Source organism: Paenibacillus sp. FSL R7-0345 (genome assembly GCF_038595055.1).
Taxonomy (GTDB): domain Bacteria; phylum Bacillota; class Bacilli; order Paenibacillales; family Paenibacillaceae; genus Paenibacillus_AQ.
In genome coordinates, this window is sequence record NZ_CP152002.1 from 3,575,519 (window position 1) to 3,595,644 (window position 20,126).

Sequence of the window (20,126 nt, forward strand, 5' to 3'; positions counted from 1 at the left end):
CTGTGTTTCAAAAATAAAAACTGGGAAAGGCGATGCAGTCCCTTGGACCCGCATCGCTTTTCTGCAAGCTGACAGGTGGTTAGTGATGGAAAGAGCGCTCTCGAACAAGAAGCTGATAGCTTTGTTTTTAGTGCCCGGTTTAACTGTATTCCTTGTATTCTATTTTGTGCCGATTATAATGACAGCCTATTACAGCCTCCATGACTGGGACGGAATTAATCCTATGACCTTCATTGGACTGGATAACTACACTAAAATGTTCACGACGGATAAAAGCTTCTGGCAGGCGGTATGGAACAGTCTTGCCTTTTTGCTTGTGGGTGTGCTGATCCAGCTGCCGATCTCGTTTGCTCTGGCAATGCTGGTCTCCCGTAAGATGAAGGGACGCAAATGGTTCCGTAATATTTACTTTTTCCCTGTGGTAATGTCAACGACAATGGTGAGTCTGCTGTGGGTTAAAATTTACGATCCGAACATCGGGATGCTGAACACGCTGCTGGATGCTGTTCACCTCAGCAGCTGGACACAGGCCTGGCTTGGAGATACCAAGACCGCTCTCTTGTCTGTACTGATCGTAACGACTTGGCATTATGTGGGTTACAACATGCTGATTCTGTTCGCCGGTATGCAGGGGATCTCCGAGCAATATTATGAAGCCGCGAAGCTGGACGGAGCGGTTGGCTGGAAGGCAGTACGGCATATCACGCTTCCTTTATTGTCAGATGTGCTGCGGATTTGTATCGTTCTAAACGTCATTTATGCGCTGAAAACATTTGAAAGTGTATACGTGATGACCAATGGCGGGCCGCTGAACTCGACAACGATGATTGCCCTGAAAATGTTCCAGGAAGCGTTCCTGAAGCAGAATTTCGGTTACGGCAGTGCGCTTGCTGTGTTCATGGTGCTGGAATGTCTCATCATTGCCTGGGTACTCAATAAAGTGCTGACCCGGGAAAAAATTGAATACTAGGGAGGACTGGTCATGCTGAAGAGAACAAAAAACACAGGACTTTATATACTGATGATGCTCATTGCCGTCCTCCAGCTGTTCCCGCTTTACTGGCTTGTAGTCAGTGCCTTTAAGGATAATTCGGAGATTATTGGCGGAGTCGTCTGGGCCTTGCCAACCAAATGGCGGTTCAGCAATTTTTCGGAGGCCTGGGTGAGCGCCAAGGTCAATCAATACTTTTTTAACAGTGTGTCTGTTACGCTGATTACCCTCTTTTTTGTGCTGCTGTTTGCGTCCATGATGGCTTATGCGCTGACACGAATGAGATTTAAATATAACGGTGTCATTTTGTTCATTCTGCTGATGGGGGTCATGGTGCCAATCCACGCTACGCTGATCCCGCTCTTTATGATCCTGAAAAACCTGGGGATTCTCAGCTCACGGTTATCAATTATCTTGCCTTACATTGCTGTGAATCTGCCTATCGGCGTCTACATGCTGTCAGCTTTTCTGCGGAGCATGCCGAAGGAGCTGGAAGAGGCTGCGTTCATTGACGGCTGCGGGGTGCTTAAATCCTTCTTCAAAGTCGTGCTTCCATTGCTGAAGCCGCCGCTTGCCTCGGTAGCAATCTTTGTATTCCTGGCCGTATGGAATGAACTCCTGATGGCAGCTACCTTTATTCAAAAAGAGGCGCTGCGGACACTTCCGCTCGGACTGATGAATTTCAGCGGCCAGTACAGTATCAGCTGGGGCCCGCTTGCAGCGGCGATGGTGATTTCGACTCTTCCGATTCTGCTGGCTTATGTACTGTTCAGTGACCAGATGGAGAAGAGCTTCACCGCGGGCGCAATTCTGAAATAAAGAGACAGAGAAGGTGACGGAATGAATGAACTGGCAGCTGCCTGTAACAAGATTAATATCGTAATTATTGCTACCTCGGATGTTCACGGCAACCTGTGGGGTTACCGTTACGAAGACGGCCTCGACACAACAAATGACGGGCTGGCCAGAGTTGCCTCTTATGTCCGGGAGCTCAGACAGAGCGGTGCGGAAGTCCTCCTGATCGACAACGGCGACGTGTTCCAGGGGAACATGCTGACTGACGATGTCTACAATAAACGGCCGGATGTTGTCCATCCGGTCTCTGTTGCGCTAAATAGCATGGGCTATGCGGCGATGACGTTAGGCAACCATGAATTTAACTTCGGACTTGGCCTAATTGAGCGGATCAAGCAGGAATTGAATTTCCCTGTGCTGGCTGCAAATGCCTGGTATTCTAATGGTGAAGCTTTTGCCGAGCCTTATATTATAGTTGAAGTGAAGGGCATCAAAATTGCGGTAATCGGACTTACCAACCCCAATGTCCCGCGCTGGGATGGAGGCAAGGTGGAAGGGCTCAGGTTCGGCCATATGGCGGAGACTGGGCAGAAAGTTGCGGCATCCCTCCGGGCGGAGGGGAAAGCGGACATTATTGTAATCAGTGCCCATGCGGGAATGGTCGCAGAGTTCGATGAAGACGGCGGCTCGGATGCCGCCGAACGTATTGCGGAGCTTGTACCTGAAGCAGATGTGCTTATGGTCGGTCATATGCATATTACGGTTAACCAGCGCATGGGGAATACCGTCATCGGAGGGCCGCGTGACCGCGGGCGGGAGGTTGTGCGCTTCGATCTCACGGTAGATCTGGACGGTGAACAGCCTCAGGTAGTGAACCGGGAAGCAGCCGTTGTGGATATGGCCGGCCGGGAACCGGACCCGGAATTCCGGAGTCTGGTTACGGAGGCGCATGAAGAGACGCTTCGTTTCATCGCGCAAGGCGGCGGAGGTACTTCGGCAGAGGCGGATGGCGGCGTCCTGGGTTATGCGGCAGCCGACTTCCAGCCCCCTGATGAAAACGCAGATATACCGGCGGGAAGATTGATGGATACGGCGGTCATTACGTTGATCCAGAAGGCCATGCTTCAGGCCAGCGGAGCAGATGTTGCCGCCACAAGCCTGTTCGCCGATAAGGCGGATTTGAAGCAGGGGCCGCTGACTTACGCGGATGTATACCGTATTTATCCCTTTGATAATGTGCTGTATGTCGTTACTGTCACCGGTAAAGAGATGAAGGCTTACATGGAAGCTTCGGCCACACATTTTAAACAGTGGCGGCCGGGCGACCTTGCCATCACAACCGATCCCGATGTGCCGAGCTACCTCTATGATATGTTCGCCGGCATTGATTATCAGATCGACCTGTCACAGCCGCCAGGACAGCGGATTATCAATGTCAGGTTCCAAGGCAAACCGCTTGCCGATACCGGCCGGCTGCAGCTTGCCGTTAACAATTACCGCTACAGCAGCTTATTAAAAGCCTCTAAACTGGTCAGTGCCAACAAGCATTGGGAGTCGGAATGCAGCGTCCGCGATATGCTGGTAAGCTATATCCGGGAGCGCAAGACGATCTCGCCTGAGGTTGATAATAACTGGTCCATTGTAGGGATCAACTGATGATAGAATAGATAAAAGATCAACTCCGTTTGATGGGTTGATCTTTTTTTGACGACGTTCTCCATAATTGACTAATTAGTCAGCCCAGTTATAATGAACATATGAGTAATCATTCATATAATATACGGGAGTGAACCCTATGAACAACCGCTGGAACAAAATCATCTACAAGCTATGGGCTCCTTTGTATGACCGGGTTTTCAATGCAGGTGCTTTTGCCCGGGCGCGGGTTAAGGCATTATCCGGTCTTGATTTAAAACCCGGCCAGCGTGTGCTGCTGGTAGGAGCGGGTACGGGGGCCGATCTGCCTCTGCTCTCAGGGCGCGGCCTGCTCATTACTGCGATCGACCTTTCGCCGGAAATGCTGGCTGAAGCCCGCGCGAAAGTGAAAGCAGGAGAGGATATCACCTTTTTAGAGATGGACGCACAAAATCTGCGCTTTGGGGACGAGGCCCTTGATGCCGTAATTGCAAATCTGATCGTGTCCGTTGTACCAGATGCGGAGCGTTGCCTGCAGGAAGTTGTTCGCGTAACAAGCAGGGGCGGCAGCATCGTTATTTTTGATAAATTTGCCCCTAACGGACGTGTATCTCCGGTAATGAAAGCACTGCGTCCGCTGATCTCCCTTCTCGGAACGGATATTGGCCGGGACTTTAATCAGCTGTTTCTTCCTCATCAGGACCAGGTGTCCATTAAGGAAGACCAGCCGCTTCTAATGCGCGGGATGTATCGTAAAATTGTACTTATGAAACAATAACGGAGAAAATAGATTTCATTATACAGGAGGGGCATTCCCATGAACATTCTCATACTAGGTGCAACCGGACGTGTCGGGAGTCAAATATTGAGCTATGCACTTCAAGACGGACATCATGTTACAGTATTAGTTCGCACTCCGGAGAAGATTCAAATCGATAATGAGAATTTAACTATTCTTCAAGGCAATGTGTTAAATCAAGCTGATATTGTCCGTACTGTACATGGAAAAGATGCGATTATCAGCGCACTGAGCACTGATGGTACAGATACTTTATCACAAAGTATGCCGCTAATGATTGAAGCCATGGAGAACGAAGGGATACGACGAATAATTACGATTGGAACTGCCGGTATACTGCAAAGTGTGAGCAATCCCCAATTATTGCGTTATCAGACGGATGAATCCAGGCAAAAGTTAAACCGTGCAGCAAAAGAACATCACAAAGTTTACGATATGCTGCAGCAATCAACACTGGAATGGACGATCGTATGTCCTACGTATTTACCGGATGGTGAACGGGTAGGTAAGTACCGTATCAAACCTGATTTTTTGCCGGAAGGCGGGACTAAAATTTCTACTTCAGATACAGCAGAGTTTACTTATAGCCAGATAAAGAGCCGTGAATTCATACAATCACGTGTGGGCATCGCCTATTAATACATAGACAATCTTAGAAGACATCATGATGCATGGAGCGGCAACTGCTGTTGCTCCTTCAGCCATTTCCGTGCGATTTTAAAATAAATCGTGCATCACCCTCATATGAACTTCGATCTTTAATTGTTACTATAACGGTGTAGCAAGTGAATAAAGATCAAAATAGGAGGGTTAAAGATGTTCAAATGGAAGCGTTCTCTTACAGTGCTGGCCATGACGGCCTTGCTGGGAACGATGGCAGCCTGCGGCGGTAACGGAAACGGGGCTACAAACAAGGCAGAGCCTACTAACGAGCCTGCCAGCACGGCTGCAGCGGCAACGGCTGCGCCCAGCAATGAGCCTGTTAAACTGCGTATTATGTGGTGGGGTTCCCAGCCCCGGCACGAGGCAACCTTGGCTGCTCTGGACTTATACACTAAGAACAATCCTAATGTGACCTTCGAGCCGGAATATTCAGGTATGGATGGCTACCTGGATAAATTATCGACCCAGGCTGCAGCGAAAAATGCACCGGATATCGTTCAGCTTGATCCGGGCTGGATGCCGGACTGGATGTCCCGGGGCCAGTTAGCCGAACTGGCGCCTGAGGTGGATGTAAGTAAATTCGATGCCAAGCTGCTGTCCGGCGGACAGTTTGACGGCAAGCAGTACGCTGTTCCGCTTGGCTCGGTAGCATTCGGAATGGTATATGACAAGGCGGCCATGGATAAGCTCGGGATTGCAAATCCGGCTAACGGCTGGACATGGGATGATTTCTTCGCGCTGGCCAAGGAGTCCAAATCCAAGCTGCCTGACGGTCAATATTTCACCTTGGATTATGGCGGCAACTACTTTATGTACTCAGCCTACCAGTACGCCAAAGGCAAGGGGCAGGTCATTACAGATGACGGCCACTTTAACGTCGATCAGGCAGCCTATCTGGAGTGGACCAAGAAATTTGAAGAGCTGCGCAAGGAAGGGCTGGTTCCTCCGGCTGACGTAAATGCTTCCGATAAGGAAAATGATCCGCAAATGGATCTCCTGGCAGCAGGTAAGGTTCTGTTCCGTTACAGCTTCTCCAATAACCTTGGTACCTGGGACAGCATCAAGCCAGGTGCTTATGCTCTGGTAACGATGCCGCGTGCGGAAGAAGCGGGCGGCTGGCTGAAGCCGTCCATGTACCTGTCCGTTTCCGAAAACTCCAAGCATGCTGAGGAAGCCAAGAAATTCATTAACTGGTTTGTGAATGACCAGGAGGCAGGAAATATTCTCAAGACTTTCCGCGGACTTCCGGCCAACAAGGAAATAGCTACGGCGCTGGAAGCAAGCATGAGTGATCTGGATAAGGTTGGTTTGGGCTTGCTCCGCGCTACAGAGCCGGACGGCCAGACCTGGTCAGCCGGAGCCGGCGGCTGGACCAACTTTATCGACAAGGACTGGGTGCTTGTCCGTGACCAGCTCAGCTTTGGAAAAGTGACACCGGAGAAGGCTTTTGAGCAGTTGAAGGAAGCAGCTCAGTCATACGAAAAATAGTTCAAGAACGAAAGCCCGGAGCATTTTGTTCCGGGCCTTGTTTTTATTAAGAATTCTATTACGGAATCAAAAGTTAGAGAGGATGTGTCACTCATGAATCACAATGTAGAATATCAGCCTGGAGACGGGTATCTGGGCTGGCTGCAATACCGCCGTCCTGCGGCTGAAGAGCAGGTCCGGTATCAGGATTACCGGCATATTGTTGCCGCTGTCCAGGGAGATGCTGTTGTTCGTACAGCTGTGGTCGAGCTGGCCCAAGGCCTGAAGGGAATCACAGGCAATGATATTTTGATCTCGAAGTCACGAGCAGCGGCCCCCTGTATCATTATTGGAACCTTCGGTACCTGCACCGAGGTTGATGAGGCTTTCAGCAAGGAGGTAAGCTCTGCTGTTAAAGCGGAGGGCTATGCCATTCAAACCAACAGCCATACCGGCAGTATTGTTATTGGGGCCCTTACCTCTGCAGGGGTATTATATGGCGTATTTCATCTGCTGCGGATTATAGGAACAGGAGATTCTGTCCGGCAGTTAAATATACTTGAGAATCCGGCCAATCAGCTGCGCATGATCAACCAGTGGGATAATATGGACGGCAGCGTGGAGCGGGGGTACGCCGGGCAATCCATCTTTTATGAGACTAACCGGGTCACAGACAATCTTGAACGGATACAGGATTATGCCCGTCTGCTGGCTTCCGCCGGAATCAATGCCATAACGATCAACAATGTGAATGTCCATCAGACCGAGAGCCGGCTGCTGACAGAATTTCTGCCGGATGTGGCGAAGCTGGCAGCCATTTTCCGCAGCTATGGCATCAAGCTGTTTCTGAGTATTAATTATGCCAGCACAATGGAAATCGGAGGTCTGGAGACGGCAGATCCCCTGGACCCTAATGTCCGGGACTGGTGGCGCATGGCAGCATCCGCTGTATATGAAGCTGTGCCTGATTTCGGGGGATTTCTGGTCAAAGCCGATTCGGAGAACCGGCCGGGACCATTCAGCTACGGCAGAGATCATGCAGACGGAGCCAATATGCTGGCTGAAGCGCTGAAGCCGTATGGCGGCATTGTCATCTGGCGCTGCTTCGTCTACAACTGCAAGCAGGACTGGCGTGACCGTGCCACCGACCGTGCAAAGGCAGCCTATGACCATTTTCAGCCGTTGGACGGACGCTTTATGGACAATGTCATTTTGCAGGTAAAGAATGGGCCGATTGACTTTCAGGTAAGAGAGCCTGTCTCGCCGCTGTTGGGTGCAATGCCGGAGACGAATCAGGTCATTGAATTCCAGATTGCCCAGGAGTATACCGGCCAGCAGCGCCATGTATGCTATCTGGTGCCCCAGTGGAAGGAAATCCTGGATTTTGATACACAGCTCCATGGGGAAGGAACAACTGTACGGCGCATTGCGGATGGCTCTGTTCACGGCAATCCTTATAGCGGCTGTGCAGCCGTTTCTAATATAGGCAATGACAGCAACTGGACGGGCCATCTGCTGGCGCAGGCCAATCTATACGGTTACGGCCGTCTTGCCTGGAATCCCGGACTCTCTGCCGGGGGGATAGCCGGGGAATGGATTACCCTTACTTTTGGCTTTAGCCCGGAACATAAGCCGTTCCAGATCCTGTTAAGAATCCTGATAGATTCGTGGGAGATCTATGAATCGTATACGGCCCCCCTGGGCGTCGGATATATGGTCAACCCTGACCATCATTACGGGCCTAATGTAGACGGATATGAGTATTCCATGTGGGGCACGTATCACTTTGCGGATTGTCACGGAATTGGTGTTGACCGCACAGCAGCCACCGGAACTGGTTATACGGCCCAATACGCCAAGCCCAATATGGAAAAGTATGAGTCGCTGGAAAGCTGTCCGGATGACCTGCTGCTGTTCTTCCATCATGTGCCTTATACACATGTGCTGCATTCGGGTAAAACCGTGATCCAGCATATTTATGACACGCATTTCGATGGTTCAGAGCGGGCATACGGGCTGCTGTCTGACTGGAAGCAAATGAAGGGACACGTAGATGAACAGGCGTACAGCCATGTTGAAGCGCGTCTTACAGAACAGGCAGGGCACAGTAAAGAGTGGCGGGACCGGATTAATACCTACTTCTTCCGGAAAAGCGGCATTGCCGACCTGCATGGAAGAACAATCTACTAATTATGCTGCTGGAGAGAGGCGGAGCAATCCGCTTCTTTTTTTTATGGCGGGAAAGGCTGGAGAGGGTTCGTTTCCCGTTATATTTTGAAAGAATTCGAGCATTCCCCTCCTTTAGGAGGACAAAAGCGGCCTATATACTTAAAGTATACAAATTAACCACAAGAGGTGACCACAGATGAACCGTTCCACAGCCGCCATAGCCAAAACTGCTGCGAAGCCGAAAAAGAGCTCCTATTTCAAAAGCAGATGGAACGCTCCGCTAGCAGGCTATTTGTTTATTTCCCCCTGGCTGATCGGGTTTCTAACGCTTACGGCGTACCCGTTATTTTTGTCCCTGTACTATTCATTTACCGACTACACGCTGATGCAGCCGATGAAGTGGATCGGAGCCCGCAACTATGAGCGGATCTTTACGGCAGACCCCAGATTCGTCCAATCTGCCAAAGTAACCTTCACTTATGTGCTTGCTTCCGTACCCTTAAAGCTGATAGCTGCACTTTTTGTGGCAATGATTTTGAGCAAAGCGGTTAAAGGGATCAGCATCTACCGCACTGCCATTTATTTTCCATCGCTGATCGGAGGCAGTATCGGGGTATCGCTGCTCTGGCGCAACATCTTTGGCGTGGACGGGGTTTTCAACAAGCTGATCGCTGTCTTAGGCTTTGAAGGAAAGGGCTGGATCACAAGCCCCGATACGGCGTTAGGCACGCTGATTCTGCTGACAGTCTGGCAATTCGGCTCAACGATGGTTATTTTCCTGGCCGGCCTGAAGCAAATTCCTAACGATCTGTATGAAGCCTCTTCCGTGGACGGGGCCAGCAAAGTGACCCAATTCTTCAGGATTACACTGCCGATGCTCTCACCAATTCTCTATTTCAACCTGATTATGGCTGTTATCGGCGCCTTCCAGATGTTCACTTCGGCATTTGTTATTACGAACGGCGGCCCGATGAATTCTACTTACGTGTATGCAATGTACCTGTATGAAAGAGCGTTCAGCCGTTACGAGCTGGGGTATGCTTCCGCACTTGCCTGGATTATGCTCTTGGCTATCATTGCCGCTACGCTGCTGATCTCTTATACCTCGAAGTACTGGGTATTCTATGAAACAGACACTGGAGGGAGAAAACGTAAATGACCACATTAAAGGTAAAGCCGGCGCTTCGTCATCTGTTTATGATTCTCTTCAGCTTCGTGATGGTCTATCCGGTGCTCTGGTGGATCGGCGCATCCCTGAAGCACACTACAGAGCTAAACTCGCCGTCCATTTTCCCGTCTGTTCCGCAGTGGAGCAACTTCAGCGACGGCTGGAATTCGGTACCCGGACATACATTTACTGATTTCTATCTGAATACCTTCGGCCTTGAACTGGCTGTCATTGTCACAACACTTTTATCTACTACACTGGTTGCCTTCGGGTTTGCCAGACTGGATTTTCCGCTCAAGGGCTTCTGGTTTTCCATCCTGATGCTTACCTTGATGATGCCTGGCCAAGTGCTGATTATTCCTCAATATGCCTTGTTCTATCAGCTTGGCTGGGTAAATACGTATCTCCCGTTCATTATCCCCCATCTGCTCGCAGGCGGGGCAGGCGGCAGCTTCTTCGTCTTCCTGCTGATCCAATTTATACGCGGAGTTCCCAGAGAGCTTGACGAATCTGCCAAAATTGACGGCTGCTCCTGGTTCGGCATCTTCTGGAGAGTGGTGATGCCGCTTGCTTTTCCGGCCATCGTTACCGTGACGATCTTCTGCTTCCTGTGGAACTGGGATGACTTCCTGGGTCATCTCCTGTATATCAACACCGTTGACAAGTATACGGTCGGCCTGGCGCTGCGGATGATTAATGATTCCCAATCCGCCCAGGAATGGGGCCAGCTGCTTGCCATGTCACTTGTATCGATCCTTCCGGCAACCATCGTGTTCATGTTCCTACAGAAGTATTTTGTGGAAGGGATTGCAACAACGGGAATAAAAGGATAAGATGTAAAAAACATTTATTCACTAACGGTAAAGCCCCGAATTTCTTTCGCTGCTTTGCCGTTTATTTTGTCTGAACCGGGGCCGGGAGGAGTGAAGGAACTGACTAATCCTTTTAAGAAATATAGAATTGACCGGCTGTTTTTCCATAGCTTCGCCATTGTGCTGATTGCAGTTATCGGGGTTACGGCATGGACAAGCTACAGCAATTCATCCAAAGCGCTTGTTGAGACGACCTCCCATTACCAGCAGCAGCTGCTGGATGAGCTTAACAATGAAATTACAACCAAGCTGGTCATGATCGAGCAGATTTCCCTGTCCAGCACCCGCGACAGTGAATTAACCAATTTTCTGCTGAACAGGCAGGATGAGTTCGAGAGATACCGCAGGCGTGCCGGGGTGGAGAGCGCACTCGCGAATCTGACCTACGCCATTCCCCTGATCCAGGGGATCGATCTTTACATGGATAACCCCATCTTCAGCGAGCGGCAAAGCTATATTCAATTCCGCAGCTTCAAAGATCTGAATAAGCAGGAGGGGATCCAGTGCCTGGAGAAAAGCGACTTCTGCTGGTCCAGGGAATATAACTTATCCACTTCACAGGGGGACGTTCCTGTACTCAGCTTTTTCCGGAAAATTGTTTATGAGAATGACTACCTGGGTGTTCTGATGGTACATATCAAAGCGGGTGAAATAAGGAAGCTGTTAACCGGAAATTCAGACAGTTCAAACCGGATCATGGCAGACAGCGAAGGCCGGGAGATTATGAAGATCGGCGATACGCTGGCCCAGGACGACTGGCCAAGGTGGATTGATCTGAAGAGCAATAATTCAGGTTATGTGCATATACCGGCAAAGGAAGGAGCGCGTGATACACTGCTAGTCTATTCCAGGGTAGATAATTCCATCTGGACGCTCATAGAGTTTACTTCCTGGAAGCAGATCACGGCAAGCAGCCTGAAGCTGGCGGAATGGATTGGTCTAATCGGGCTTGGTGCAGTGCTGATGGTCGTGCTGCTGACCCATTTTTTGAGCAGGCAGTTTACGAAGCCGATCAGGAGGCTTGTAAATGCGATGCGGGTATATTCCGTAGGCGGCGATAATGTGGAGCTCCCCTCGGACTATGAGAATGAGTTCGGATATTTATTCTCCGGCTACCGTAAGCAGAATGAGCGGATTGAAGAGCTGTACCTCTCCCTTGAAAGCCGTTATGAGCAGCAGCGCAAAGCTGAAATTGAAGCGCTGCAGGCCAATATTAATCCTCATTTCCTGTACAATATGCTGGATCAGCTTAACTGGATGGCGATTGAGGCCGGCCAGGATGAGTTAAGCCGGATTCTGGAGCTGATGGGCCGGATGTTCCGGATCGGATTGTCCAACGGGAATAGCTTTATTACCATTGCAGATGAACTTATGCATATTAATTGTTATCTTGAAATCCAGCAGCTGCGCTGGGGTGAGGGGCTGGAATACAGCATCGAAGCTTCCACAGACATTCAGACTTTATACATTCCCAAGCTTACGCTGCAGCCGTTCGTGGAGAATTCGATCGTCCATGGCTTCAACAAGCAGCGGAGCGGTTTGGTTACGATCGTGATGGGGAAGAGCGGTGATAAGCTGCAGATTAGGATTGAGGATAACGGGTCTGGACTGAAGCAGCCTGAAGAAAAGCCGCAGAACAGGCATACCGGAGGCTATGGCATCCGTAATGTGAGAGAACGGATCGACGGATATTTTGGAGCAGGCTATGGCATTGTTTTGGAGGACCGTAAAGAAGGCGGAAGCAGAGTGCGGATTACCCTGCCGCTGCTGACGGAGCCTCCAGGTGGTAATGAATGATCCGGAGACCGCGCTGATGTAGCCAAGGGACTGCGCTAATTTTCCGTAAGCGCTTCCTTAGACAAGGTGCTTTCACTGAAGGAGTTAAGGAGGTAAGGGCAATGTGGAAAATTGCAATCATAGACGATGAGCGGCAGGTACTCAAAGGAATGAAACGCTCAATTCCCTGGGATGATCTGGGGGCGGAGTGGGTCGGAGAAGCGATGAACGGAGAGGATGGACTGGAGATTATCCGCCGAACACTGCCGGATATAGTCATTACTGACTTGTATATGCCTGTCATGAACGGGCTGGATATGATGGAGCAGCTAAGGAAGGAGGGCTTCAGGGGCAAACTCATTATCTTGAGCGGCTATTCGGATTTTGAGCACGCCAGGCAGGCCCTGCGGTTTCAGGTAACTGATTATGTATCCAAACCAATCAGCCTGCCGACCTTAAGAGCGATTCTGTCAAATGTCGTACAGGAGCTTGAGGCAGAGGAAGAAAAGCGTATGCGCCAATTGGAGCTCGAATTCAAAATGACGCTGTATGAGCCTTTTGTAGAAAAGGAGTGGGTCCGCTCGGCTGCTGTCGGCACGCTGGATTCCGCATACAGGGACAGCATGCATCTTCCGCCGTCCTACCAGTATTGGCAAAAACGCAGGCATGTCACGGTCGGCATCGAGCTGATCCGGGATGAACGGGCCAAATGTCTCTCTGTCTCGGACTGGAACCTGTTCCGCTTTGCAGTCAGTAATATCGCATGTGAGGTTGCATGCAGGCTGTTCCCGGATCTGGAATATACAGAGCTGCACAGTACAAGGGCTTTATTAATTATTCATCCGGAGGAAGGGCTGCAGGAACAGCTTGAGCTCCGGCTGGATGAGCTGGGAGTCAGGCTGACCGACAGTATCAGCACCTATCTCAAGCTTGTCACCCGCATAGGGATTGGGGGAATCAAGGATTCCTGGACAAGACTATCGGACTCGACGGAGGAGGCCTTCCGGGCCATGGACCAGACTGCTTTACGGTGCGCTCCGGCCCATGAGGTGTACAGATACAGGGAGAGCAGCAGCAGCGGGCAGGTAAGGGGCGCCCACTTTCCCGTGAAATTTTCGTATAAGCTGGCAGCGGCAATGAAGGCTTCACAGGAAGCAGAAGCCCATGACCTTGTGCTGGCTTATATAACGGAAATGAAGAAACAAGAGGGCATTTCGCAGGGGTACGTTCAGATGCTGGGAAGCGAGCTGTGGGGGATCATAGCCTACTCGCTTTATGAATCCGGATTTGTCCTGGATGATCTGTTCACCAATGACCAGATTGCCAAGGAGATCAGCGGCCTTGTTGTACCGGATCAGCTGGCAAGCTGGCTTATGGACAAAATCAGCAAAATCTGCACCAGCAGACAATGGAAGGGAAGCAGCAAGCACCGCCAGATTGTCGATTTTATGACCAGCTATATTCATGAGCATTATGCGGAGGAGCTGACCCTTGCCGAGCTTTCGGATAAGGTATTCATTTCACGGAATCATCTGTCTATCCTGTTTAAGAATATCACCGGAGAGACGTTCAACAATTATTTGACCCGGGTACGCATCGAGAAGGCGCGGGAGCTGCTGATGGAGCGGAACATGCTGGTATATGAAGTGGCGGAGCGGGTCGGCTACAGGAACATCCCCTACTTCAGCACGCTGTTCAAAAAGATTACCGGTATGAACCCGACAGAACTGATAAAAAATTGACATAGCGGAAGTTCGTATAGCGCAAGTCTCCTACTCCGGGGAACTTGCGTTTTTTTTGGCGTACCTGCCGGGTGATAGTCCCGTGATCTTGGTAAAACTGCGGATAAAATTCGCATAATCGCTGAACCCGGATTGATAGCAGGCTTCAGTAATGCTCAGTCCTTCACTGAGAAGGGATTTGGCGAGTGATATGCGGCGGTCCAGGATATAGGAACGGAGGGTTAGTCCAGTATGCTTCTTGAACTGGCGGCTGATATATGTGCTGTTCAAATGAAACAGGCAGGAAAGCTGTTCCAGTGTGATGTCCTCACCGAGATGTCCTTCAATGTAATCCATTGTTTGGCGTACCAGCTCAGGCATAATATCTGCCGGGATAAAGCTGGCCTGCTGAAAAACAGTATTGGTCAGCACCAGAAGTTGAGCGATACAGCAGTTGGCCTGAACATCTGTTCCATACGCATCAGACGAAAGCGCTTGTTCCAGCTCACCCGTAAGCTGCAGAAACTGTTCCAGCTGCACTTCTGTTAAATGCACGATATTTCCTTTTCCGACCGGCCGGTAGTGGAAGCATGAAGCTAAAAGTGTGGCCGGAGTAGAGAGGCGGTGCAAATAGGATTTCTGCAGGTTGATGGTGATCCGTTCATATTCGGTTTCATCCAGGCTAAAGGAACGGTGCATTTCTTCCGGGCTTAAGACAAGCAAATCACCAGGCTCCAGGCGGTAACAGCTGTTTTCAATATAAAAATTGACGTTGCCCCGGAGAAACAGGTACAGCTCATAAGCTTCATGCCGGTGATAGAAGGTCCCCATATTGTAAGTAGTAGTCCTGTGCAGGTAGAGAAAATCCTTGTGAATAAGATCATATCGAAGCTCTGCAGACTCGTTCACTCTGTAACCTCCTGATCAGTTGGCGCAATAAATACCGCGGATATCGCAATGATTATTCGCTGAAGGTACTTTAAAATGTCAATATCCTAACATGTTAGGCTGATTAATACAAGTGAAATGTAACTTTAAGCAGACTGGAGCGTGTTGATGTGGAGCTGATAATAACAGCAAGAAGCAAATTTCAGGAGGGGCCGGAATATACGGAGCCCGGCAGGCATGGACTAAGTGCAGCTGTATCACTTACCGGCGGAACCGGCAGTGCGGTACAGCCGTTACAGGCCCGGGTGCGGATCAGTAACCTTTCCTCTGCTGCATGGTCGGGAGTCATTCATATTGAGCTTCCTTTTAAGAAACGGAATCCGCGCTTCTTCCTGCCGGCATTTATGTATGGCCGAAACCGCGGTGAAGCCCCGCAAAATGTCCCGAATGAATTCCCCAGACTGAGGGAAGGCAAGCCTTCGCGGCCTTCCTCCCCCTGGTGGATGGTGCGCAGCGACCGTTTATCCCATCCGGCGGCCTTTGTCTATGACACGGGCATCATATACGGTCTTTGCGCCAGTCCTTATTTTATCTTTAAGGATGGGGTCAAAACGGAATGGAAGCCGGAGCTTAGGGGTGAGTTCTACCAGTATAGCGGCTTTACGTGCTCGCTTGCCAAAGGAGCTGTCGGGTATACGCTGGGTTATGAGAATGCCCCGCTGCTGTTCATCAAATCACGGCTGGTAAAGGAACGGGCGGCTCTGGATAAAAATTGCTTTGAGCTGTCTCCCGGTGAGGAAGTAGCCTTCACGTTGGAGCTCTTTGCATATGAAGCCGGGTCGGAGCTCGGTGTCAATACTGCGCTCCGGGAGATCTATTACCGTTATCACCAGTCTCCTAGACAGGGAAGCGATATCCGGACAGCCGCAGCTGATCTGTCAAAAGCCATTTTCCAGGATGCCTGGCTGCCCGCGGAACAAACCTATTCCACCTTTGTCTATGAGGACAAGGAGAAGGGAGGCTACCGCTACAATAAAATAATCTCGATCAGCTGGACGGGCGGCTTGACCGCAGCAGCTCCGGTGCTAATGGCCGCCCTGCGGCTTGGTGAGGAGTCCATGCGTGAGCAGGCGCTTTTCTGTATCGGGAACATTATCACAAATAGCCTGAACCCGGACTCCGGGCTTCCCTATGAGGCCTATCAGGACGGGCAATGGAGTATATCCGGCTGGTGGTTTGACGGAATGCGTACACCGGGACATTCTGCCTACCTGTGTGCGCAGGCATTGTTTTACATTATGAAAGCGTATGAATTTGAGAAGAGGATCAAAGATATTCACCATGAGGATTGGATGCATTTTGTCAGCAAGGTACTGCCAATACTGGAAGCAAGTAAAAACACAGACGGGGAATATCCGGCCATATTGTCGGAGAAAACCGGCGCCGGACTTGAATATGATTCCTTCGGCGGGGTATGGTGCATGGCTGCTATGGCATACTACAGCTGGCTTACCGGAGATAAAACCTGTCTGGTGGATTTGAAGTTCAGTGAGAAGCATTACTATGAAACCTATGTGAAACGAATGGAATGCTACGGGGCTCCGCTTGACGCGGATAAGGCGGCAGATTCGGAAGGCATTCTGGCCTATATCAAGGCCGTCAGATTTCTACACGCATTAACTGGAGATGAGCTGTTCCTTGACCATATGAAGGATGCGATCGATTATGAATTCAGCTTTAAATTCGCTTATAACTCACCGGTTAAGGTACCGCCGCTAAGCACCATCGGCTGGTCCAGCTGCGGCGGAAGTGTTACCTCGGTTGCCAATCCGCATATTCATCCGATGTCCGGCAATCTTGTTGATGAACTCTTTTACTATGTACAGCAGCGTGAAGATCCTTATGTCCGGCAACGGATGCTGAATACGGTGGGCTGGGGCTGCCAGACCTATAACCGCTACGATAACGAATTTGATTACGGCAAAAGAGGCTGGATGTCTGAACGGTTTTGTCATTCTGAAGGTCTGCTAACAGAAACTTACAGCGATGGTGCTCCGGCGAGCACCTGGTTCTGTCTGATGCCTTGGGCCGGCGGCAGTGTTCTGGAAGGTCTGGTCGGCGATTACTGGGAAGCGGAAGCCAGATAACAACAACGTTTACCCCGAATTGAAGAATGGAGCTAACCCGGCAGGGTCAGTTCCATTTTGTTTTTCTGCCGGCATTTGCAGCTCCTTCGCTCCGGTACCGCTCCGAATGTTTTTTGGCCTTGTATTTGCCGGGGGAGATGCCTGCCGTCTTCTTGAAGCTGCGGATGAAGTTGGCATAATCGCTGAACCCGGATAGCTCACAGGCTTCCGCAACGGATTTACCGGCAGCGAGATGGCTTTTGGCGAGCGATACGCGCTGGTCAATGATGTAGGAACGTATCGTAAGTCCGGTATGCTCCCGGAACAGCCGGCTGATATATTTGCTGCTGTAATGAAACTCCTGCTCCAAATGTCCGGATGTAATGTCTTCAGCCAGATGGCATTTGATATAGGACATCGTATTGCTGACCAGCTCAGGCATGATATCGTCCGGACTATGCGTGGAGGAGCGGTAAAGGGTGTTGATGAATACAAGCAGTTGGGTTGCGTAGGCTTCCGCCAGAACATCCTGTCCATATTCCCCTGAGCTCAGGCAGGAGATCAGCTGATCAGCTAATCCGGTGTAAAATACCATTTGCTCGTGCGTGAGCCGGGTCAGATTGTTCTGTCCGAAAGCGTGAGTCTCGAAGCAGGAGGCCAGGCTGGTGCGGCGGCTTGAAAGCTTTTCCAGTGCTGTTCGTTTGATATTCAATCCGATCCGTTCATACGTTTGGGTATCTAGACAGATACACCGGTGCAGCTCACCCGGGCTGATAATGATTAAATCTCCAGGTACCAGCTTGTAGCAGGATTGTTCAAGATACATCAGGGAATTGCCCCTCAGGAACAGATAAACTTCATAGGCATCATGCCGGTGATAGGGCAGCGTCGGATCGATCAGCTCTGTCGTGGACGTGTTGTGAAAGCAGATTAGCTCTTCCTTGATCGGTGAAAAAATGTGGCCGGTATCCTGCAGCATCGCATCCAATCCTTTTCTTGTAATCTTTGGAATATGTAGCATTCACGCAATAATAAATCGTTCTACTGCAAGGAATATAAGGCTAATAACTATTATAATACATTAAAAGGAAGCGCTTGCAAGTAATGCAAGTAAGGAAGACAAGCTATGGACTAATACAGCCGCTTCGACCAGACTGGGGGTGGTACAGGTTTCAGTGATGCAGTGACATATTCAGTGAGGAGATGGATAAATGATAACCGGTGTAAAAAAATCAATGTGTACCCTCCTGGCAGCCGTAACGGTACTGACGGCAGTACTGGTTCCTGCACCTCCCAAAGCTTCGGCAGCAAGTGATGTCACAGTAAATCTGTCAGCGGAGAAGCAGGTCATCCGCGGTTTCGGGGGAATCAATCTTCCCGCCTGGATTGGAGACCTGACCCCTGCACAAAGAGAAACGGCATTTGGCAATGGTGCCAACCAGCTTGGCTTCTCGGTTCTGCGAATTTATGTAGACGAGAACAAGAATAACTGGTACAGGGAAGTAGATACGGCGAAGGCCGCTATCGCCAAAGGAGCGACAGTCTTCGCTTCACCCTGGAATCCTCCAAGTGACATGACAGAAACCTTTACCCGTAACGGGGAGTCAGCCAAACGGCTCAGATATGACAAGTATGCTGCCTATGCACAGCATCTTAATGACTTTGTTACGTACATGAAGAATAACGGAGTAGACCTTTACGCGATTTCTGTGCAGAATGAACCGGATTATGCCCATACCTGGACCTGGTGGACACCTGAAGAAATGCTTAAGTTCATGAAAGAAAATGCTGGGTCCATCAATTGCCGGGTGATCGCTCCAGAATCCTTCTCCTATCTCAAAAATATGTCGGACCCGATTCTGAATGACCCGCAGGCCCTTGCGAATATGGATATTCTGGGTGCTCATACTTACGGCACCTCGTTCAGCAATTTCCCGTACCCGCTGTTTAAGCAAAAAGGGGCAGGGAAGGAGCTGTGGATGACGGAAGTGTATTATCCTAACAGTAATAACAGCTCAGCCAACCTCTGGCCTGAGGCACTGGAAGTCGCTTACCATATGCATAATGCAATGGCCGAAGCGGATTTCCAGGCCTATGTGTGGTGGTACATCCGCCGCCAATACGGCCCGATGAATGAGGACGGCACGATCAGCAAGCGCGGTGACAGCATGGCCCAGTTCTCCAAATTCATCCGCCCGGGCTATGTAAGAGTTGATGCAACCAAGAATCCGGACACAAATGTGTACACTTCCGCTTACAAGGGGGATAACAAGGTTGTCATTGTAGCCATTAACAAAGGCACCTCAGCAGTTAATCAAAACTTTGTCCTGCAGAACGGGACGGCTTCAAGTGTTTCCACATGGGTCACCGATGCCACCAGAAAGGTTGCTGCCGGCGCAGCAATCAATGTGTCCAACAATGCGTTCACAGCCCAGCTTCCTGCGCAGAGTGTGACAACCTTTGTAGCAGCACTGGGAAGCGCAAGCGGAAGCGCCGGGACCACTTATGAAGCCGAAACAGGTACAACCTTGACTGCTGCGGTAACGGAAACAACCAATTCGGGCTATAACGGCAGCGGTTATGTCAACTTTAATGCAGCGACGGATGCGGCCGTTCAGTGGAACAGTATCTACTGTGCTACTGCCAGCAGCAAAAATGTGAAGTTCCGTTATGCACTGGAGTCAGGCACGAGAAACCTGGATGTCTATGTAAATGGCACCAAGGTTATCAGCAATCTTGCCTTTACAGCAACCGGAAGCTGGACAACCTGGAGCGAGAAAACGATTCAGGTTGCGATGAATGTTGGAATCAACACGCTCAAAGTGGTCACTACCGGCACTGAAGGTCCTAATATAGACAGCGTTACAATCACGCTCAATTAAATGAACTAGCCCGACAATTGCATATTTCTGATTCCTGAGAATCCCGGTTTGCAGACTCCGCTTGTATAAGTGCGGATTGCAGACCGGGATTTTTTACGTAATAAATAGAAATTGTGCAATACATGTTGGATGAAGAACAGGGGATCGCACCTCTTTGCACTGCGCCGAAATAAA

At 50.2% G+C, this 20,126-nt stretch carries 15 protein-coding genes; 13 read left to right on the forward strand and 2 right to left on the reverse strand.

Annotated features, from left to right (window positions below):
• Positions 1 to 85: 85 nt before the first annotated feature.
• From NST84_RS15175 to NST84_RS15225, 11 genes are all read left to right on the forward strand, one after another.
• Positions 86 to 970 (forward strand): sugar ABC transporter permease, encoded by an 885-nt coding sequence (locus NST84_RS15175; RefSeq protein WP_342561029.1) that lies wholly within the window; start codon positions 86 to 88, stop codon positions 968 to 970.
• Positions 971 to 982: 12 nt separating this feature from the next.
• Positions 983 to 1,810 (forward strand): carbohydrate ABC transporter permease, encoded by an 828-nt coding sequence (locus NST84_RS15180; RefSeq protein ID WP_342561030.1) that lies wholly within the window; start codon positions 983 to 985, stop codon positions 1,808 to 1,810.
• Positions 1,811 to 1,831: 21 nt separating this feature from the next.
• Entirely contained in the window at positions 1,832 to 3,442 is a 1,611-nt protein-coding gene (locus tag NST84_RS15185; RefSeq protein WP_342561031.1) for a 5'-nucleotidase C-terminal domain-containing protein, read from the forward strand.
• 139 nt (positions 3,443 to 3,581) lie between these two features.
• Positions 3,582 to 4,199 carry a methyltransferase domain-containing protein gene (locus tag NST84_RS15190; RefSeq protein WP_342561032.1) on the forward strand — a complete coding sequence of 206 codons (618 nt, stop codon included), beginning with the start codon at positions 3,582 to 3,584 and terminating at the stop codon, positions 4,197 to 4,199.
• Positions 4,200 to 4,238: 39 nt separating this feature from the next.
• Positions 4,239 to 4,859, forward strand: coding sequence for an SDR family oxidoreductase (locus NST84_RS15195; RefSeq protein WP_342561033.1), 621 nt, complete (start codon positions 4,239 to 4,241; stop codon positions 4,857 to 4,859).
• A 177-nt stretch (positions 4,860 to 5,036) separates the two neighbouring features.
• Positions 5,037 to 6,371 (forward strand): extracellular solute-binding protein, encoded by a 1,335-nt coding sequence (locus tag NST84_RS15200; protein WP_342561034.1) that lies wholly within the window; start codon positions 5,037 to 5,039, stop codon positions 6,369 to 6,371.
• Between the two features lie 93 nt (positions 6,372 to 6,464).
• Positions 6,465 to 8,540 (forward strand): alpha-glucuronidase family glycosyl hydrolase, encoded by a 2,076-nt coding sequence (locus NST84_RS15205; protein WP_342561035.1) that lies wholly within the window; start codon positions 6,465 to 6,467, stop codon positions 8,538 to 8,540.
• Positions 8,541 to 8,715: 175 nt separating this feature from the next.
• Positions 8,716 to 9,678: a sugar ABC transporter permease gene (locus NST84_RS15210; protein ID WP_342561036.1), complete on the forward strand. Its 963-nt coding sequence runs from the start codon at positions 8,716 to 8,718 to the stop codon at positions 9,676 to 9,678.
• Positions 9,675 to 10,520, forward strand: a complete 846-nt coding sequence (locus NST84_RS15215; RefSeq protein ID WP_342561037.1) for a carbohydrate ABC transporter permease — start codon at positions 9,675 to 9,677, stop codon at positions 10,518 to 10,520. Before NST84_RS15210 ends, NST84_RS15215 begins: the two co-directional genes overlap by 4 nt.
• A gap of 99 nt (positions 10,521 to 10,619) precedes the next feature.
• The gene (locus NST84_RS15220; protein WP_342566444.1) at positions 10,620 to 12,356 is read left to right on the forward strand and encodes a sensor histidine kinase; all 1,737 of its coding nucleotides are present in this window, start codon (positions 10,620 to 10,622) and stop codon (positions 12,354 to 12,356) included.
• Between the two features lie 101 nt (positions 12,357 to 12,457).
• Complete coding sequence (locus tag NST84_RS15225) at positions 12,458 to 14,077, forward strand: response regulator transcription factor (protein ID WP_342561038.1); 1,620 nt, start codon at positions 12,458 to 12,460, stop codon at positions 14,075 to 14,077.
• A 30-nt stretch (positions 14,078 to 14,107) separates the two neighbouring features.
• Here NST84_RS15225 and NST84_RS15230 read toward each other — a convergent pair whose 3' ends face one another.
• Positions 14,108 to 14,965, reverse strand: a complete 858-nt coding sequence (locus tag NST84_RS15230; protein ID WP_342561039.1) for an AraC family transcriptional regulator — start codon at positions 14,963 to 14,965, stop codon at positions 14,108 to 14,110.
• Positions 14,966 to 15,114: 149 nt separating this feature from the next.
• Here NST84_RS15230 and NST84_RS15235 point away from each other — a divergent pair, with 149 nt between their 5' ends.
• A complete protein-coding gene (locus NST84_RS15235) occupies positions 15,115 to 17,091 on the forward strand; it encodes a hypothetical protein (RefSeq protein WP_342561040.1) in 1,977 nt (658 codons plus the stop codon).
• Between the two features lie 46 nt (positions 17,092 to 17,137).
• On the opposite strand, the gene NST84_RS15240 is transcribed toward NST84_RS15235, so the two are convergent.
• On the reverse strand, positions 17,138 to 18,091 hold the full coding sequence (locus NST84_RS15240; RefSeq protein ID WP_342561041.1) for an AraC family transcriptional regulator: 954 nt from the start codon (positions 18,089 to 18,091) through the stop codon (positions 17,138 to 17,140).
• A 190-nt stretch (positions 18,092 to 18,281) separates the two neighbouring features.
• Here NST84_RS15240 and NST84_RS15245 point away from each other — a divergent pair, with 190 nt between their 5' ends.
• Positions 18,282 to 19,952 (forward strand): carbohydrate-binding protein, encoded by a 1,671-nt coding sequence (locus tag NST84_RS15245; protein ID WP_342561042.1) that lies wholly within the window; start codon positions 18,282 to 18,284, stop codon positions 19,950 to 19,952.
• Positions 19,953 to 20,126: the final 174 nt, after the last annotated feature.

Bases quoted from the DNA above. Each gene is read 5' to 3' on its own strand.
- NST84_RS15225 (WP_342561038.1), top strand. From the start codon at position 12,458: ATGTGGAAAATTGCAATCATAGACGATGAGCGGCAGGTACTCAAAGGA.
- NST84_RS15175 (WP_342561029.1), top strand. From the start codon at position 86: ATGGAAAGAGCGCTCTCGAACAAGAAGCTGATAGCTTTGTTTTTAGTG.
- NST84_RS15210 (WP_342561036.1), top strand. From the start codon at position 8,716: ATGAACCGTTCCACAGCCGCCATAGCCAAAACTGCTGCGAAGCCGAAA.
- NST84_RS15215 (WP_342561037.1), top strand. From the start codon at position 9,675: ATGACCACATTAAAGGTAAAGCCGGCGCTTCGTCATCTGTTTATGATT.
- NST84_RS15190 (WP_342561032.1), top strand. From the start codon at position 3,582: ATGAACAACCGCTGGAACAAAATCATCTACAAGCTATGGGCTCCTTTG.
- NST84_RS15180 (WP_342561030.1), top strand. From the start codon at position 983: ATGCTGAAGAGAACAAAAAACACAGGACTTTATATACTGATGATGCTC.
- NST84_RS15240 (WP_342561041.1), bottom strand. From the start codon at position 18,091: ATGCTACATATTCCAAAGATTACAAGAAAAGGATTGGATGCGATGCTG.
- NST84_RS15200 (WP_342561034.1), top strand. From the start codon at position 5,037: ATGTTCAAATGGAAGCGTTCTCTTACAGTGCTGGCCATGACGGCCTTG.
- NST84_RS15205 (WP_342561035.1), top strand. From the start codon at position 6,465: ATGAATCACAATGTAGAATATCAGCCTGGAGACGGGTATCTGGGCTGG.
- NST84_RS15245 (WP_342561042.1), top strand. From the start codon at position 18,282: ATGATAACCGGTGTAAAAAAATCAATGTGTACCCTCCTGGCAGCCGTA.
- NST84_RS15185 (WP_342561031.1), top strand. From the start codon at position 1,832: ATGAATGAACTGGCAGCTGCCTGTAACAAGATTAATATCGTAATTATT.
- NST84_RS15195 (WP_342561033.1), top strand. From the start codon at position 4,239: ATGAACATTCTCATACTAGGTGCAACCGGACGTGTCGGGAGTCAAATA.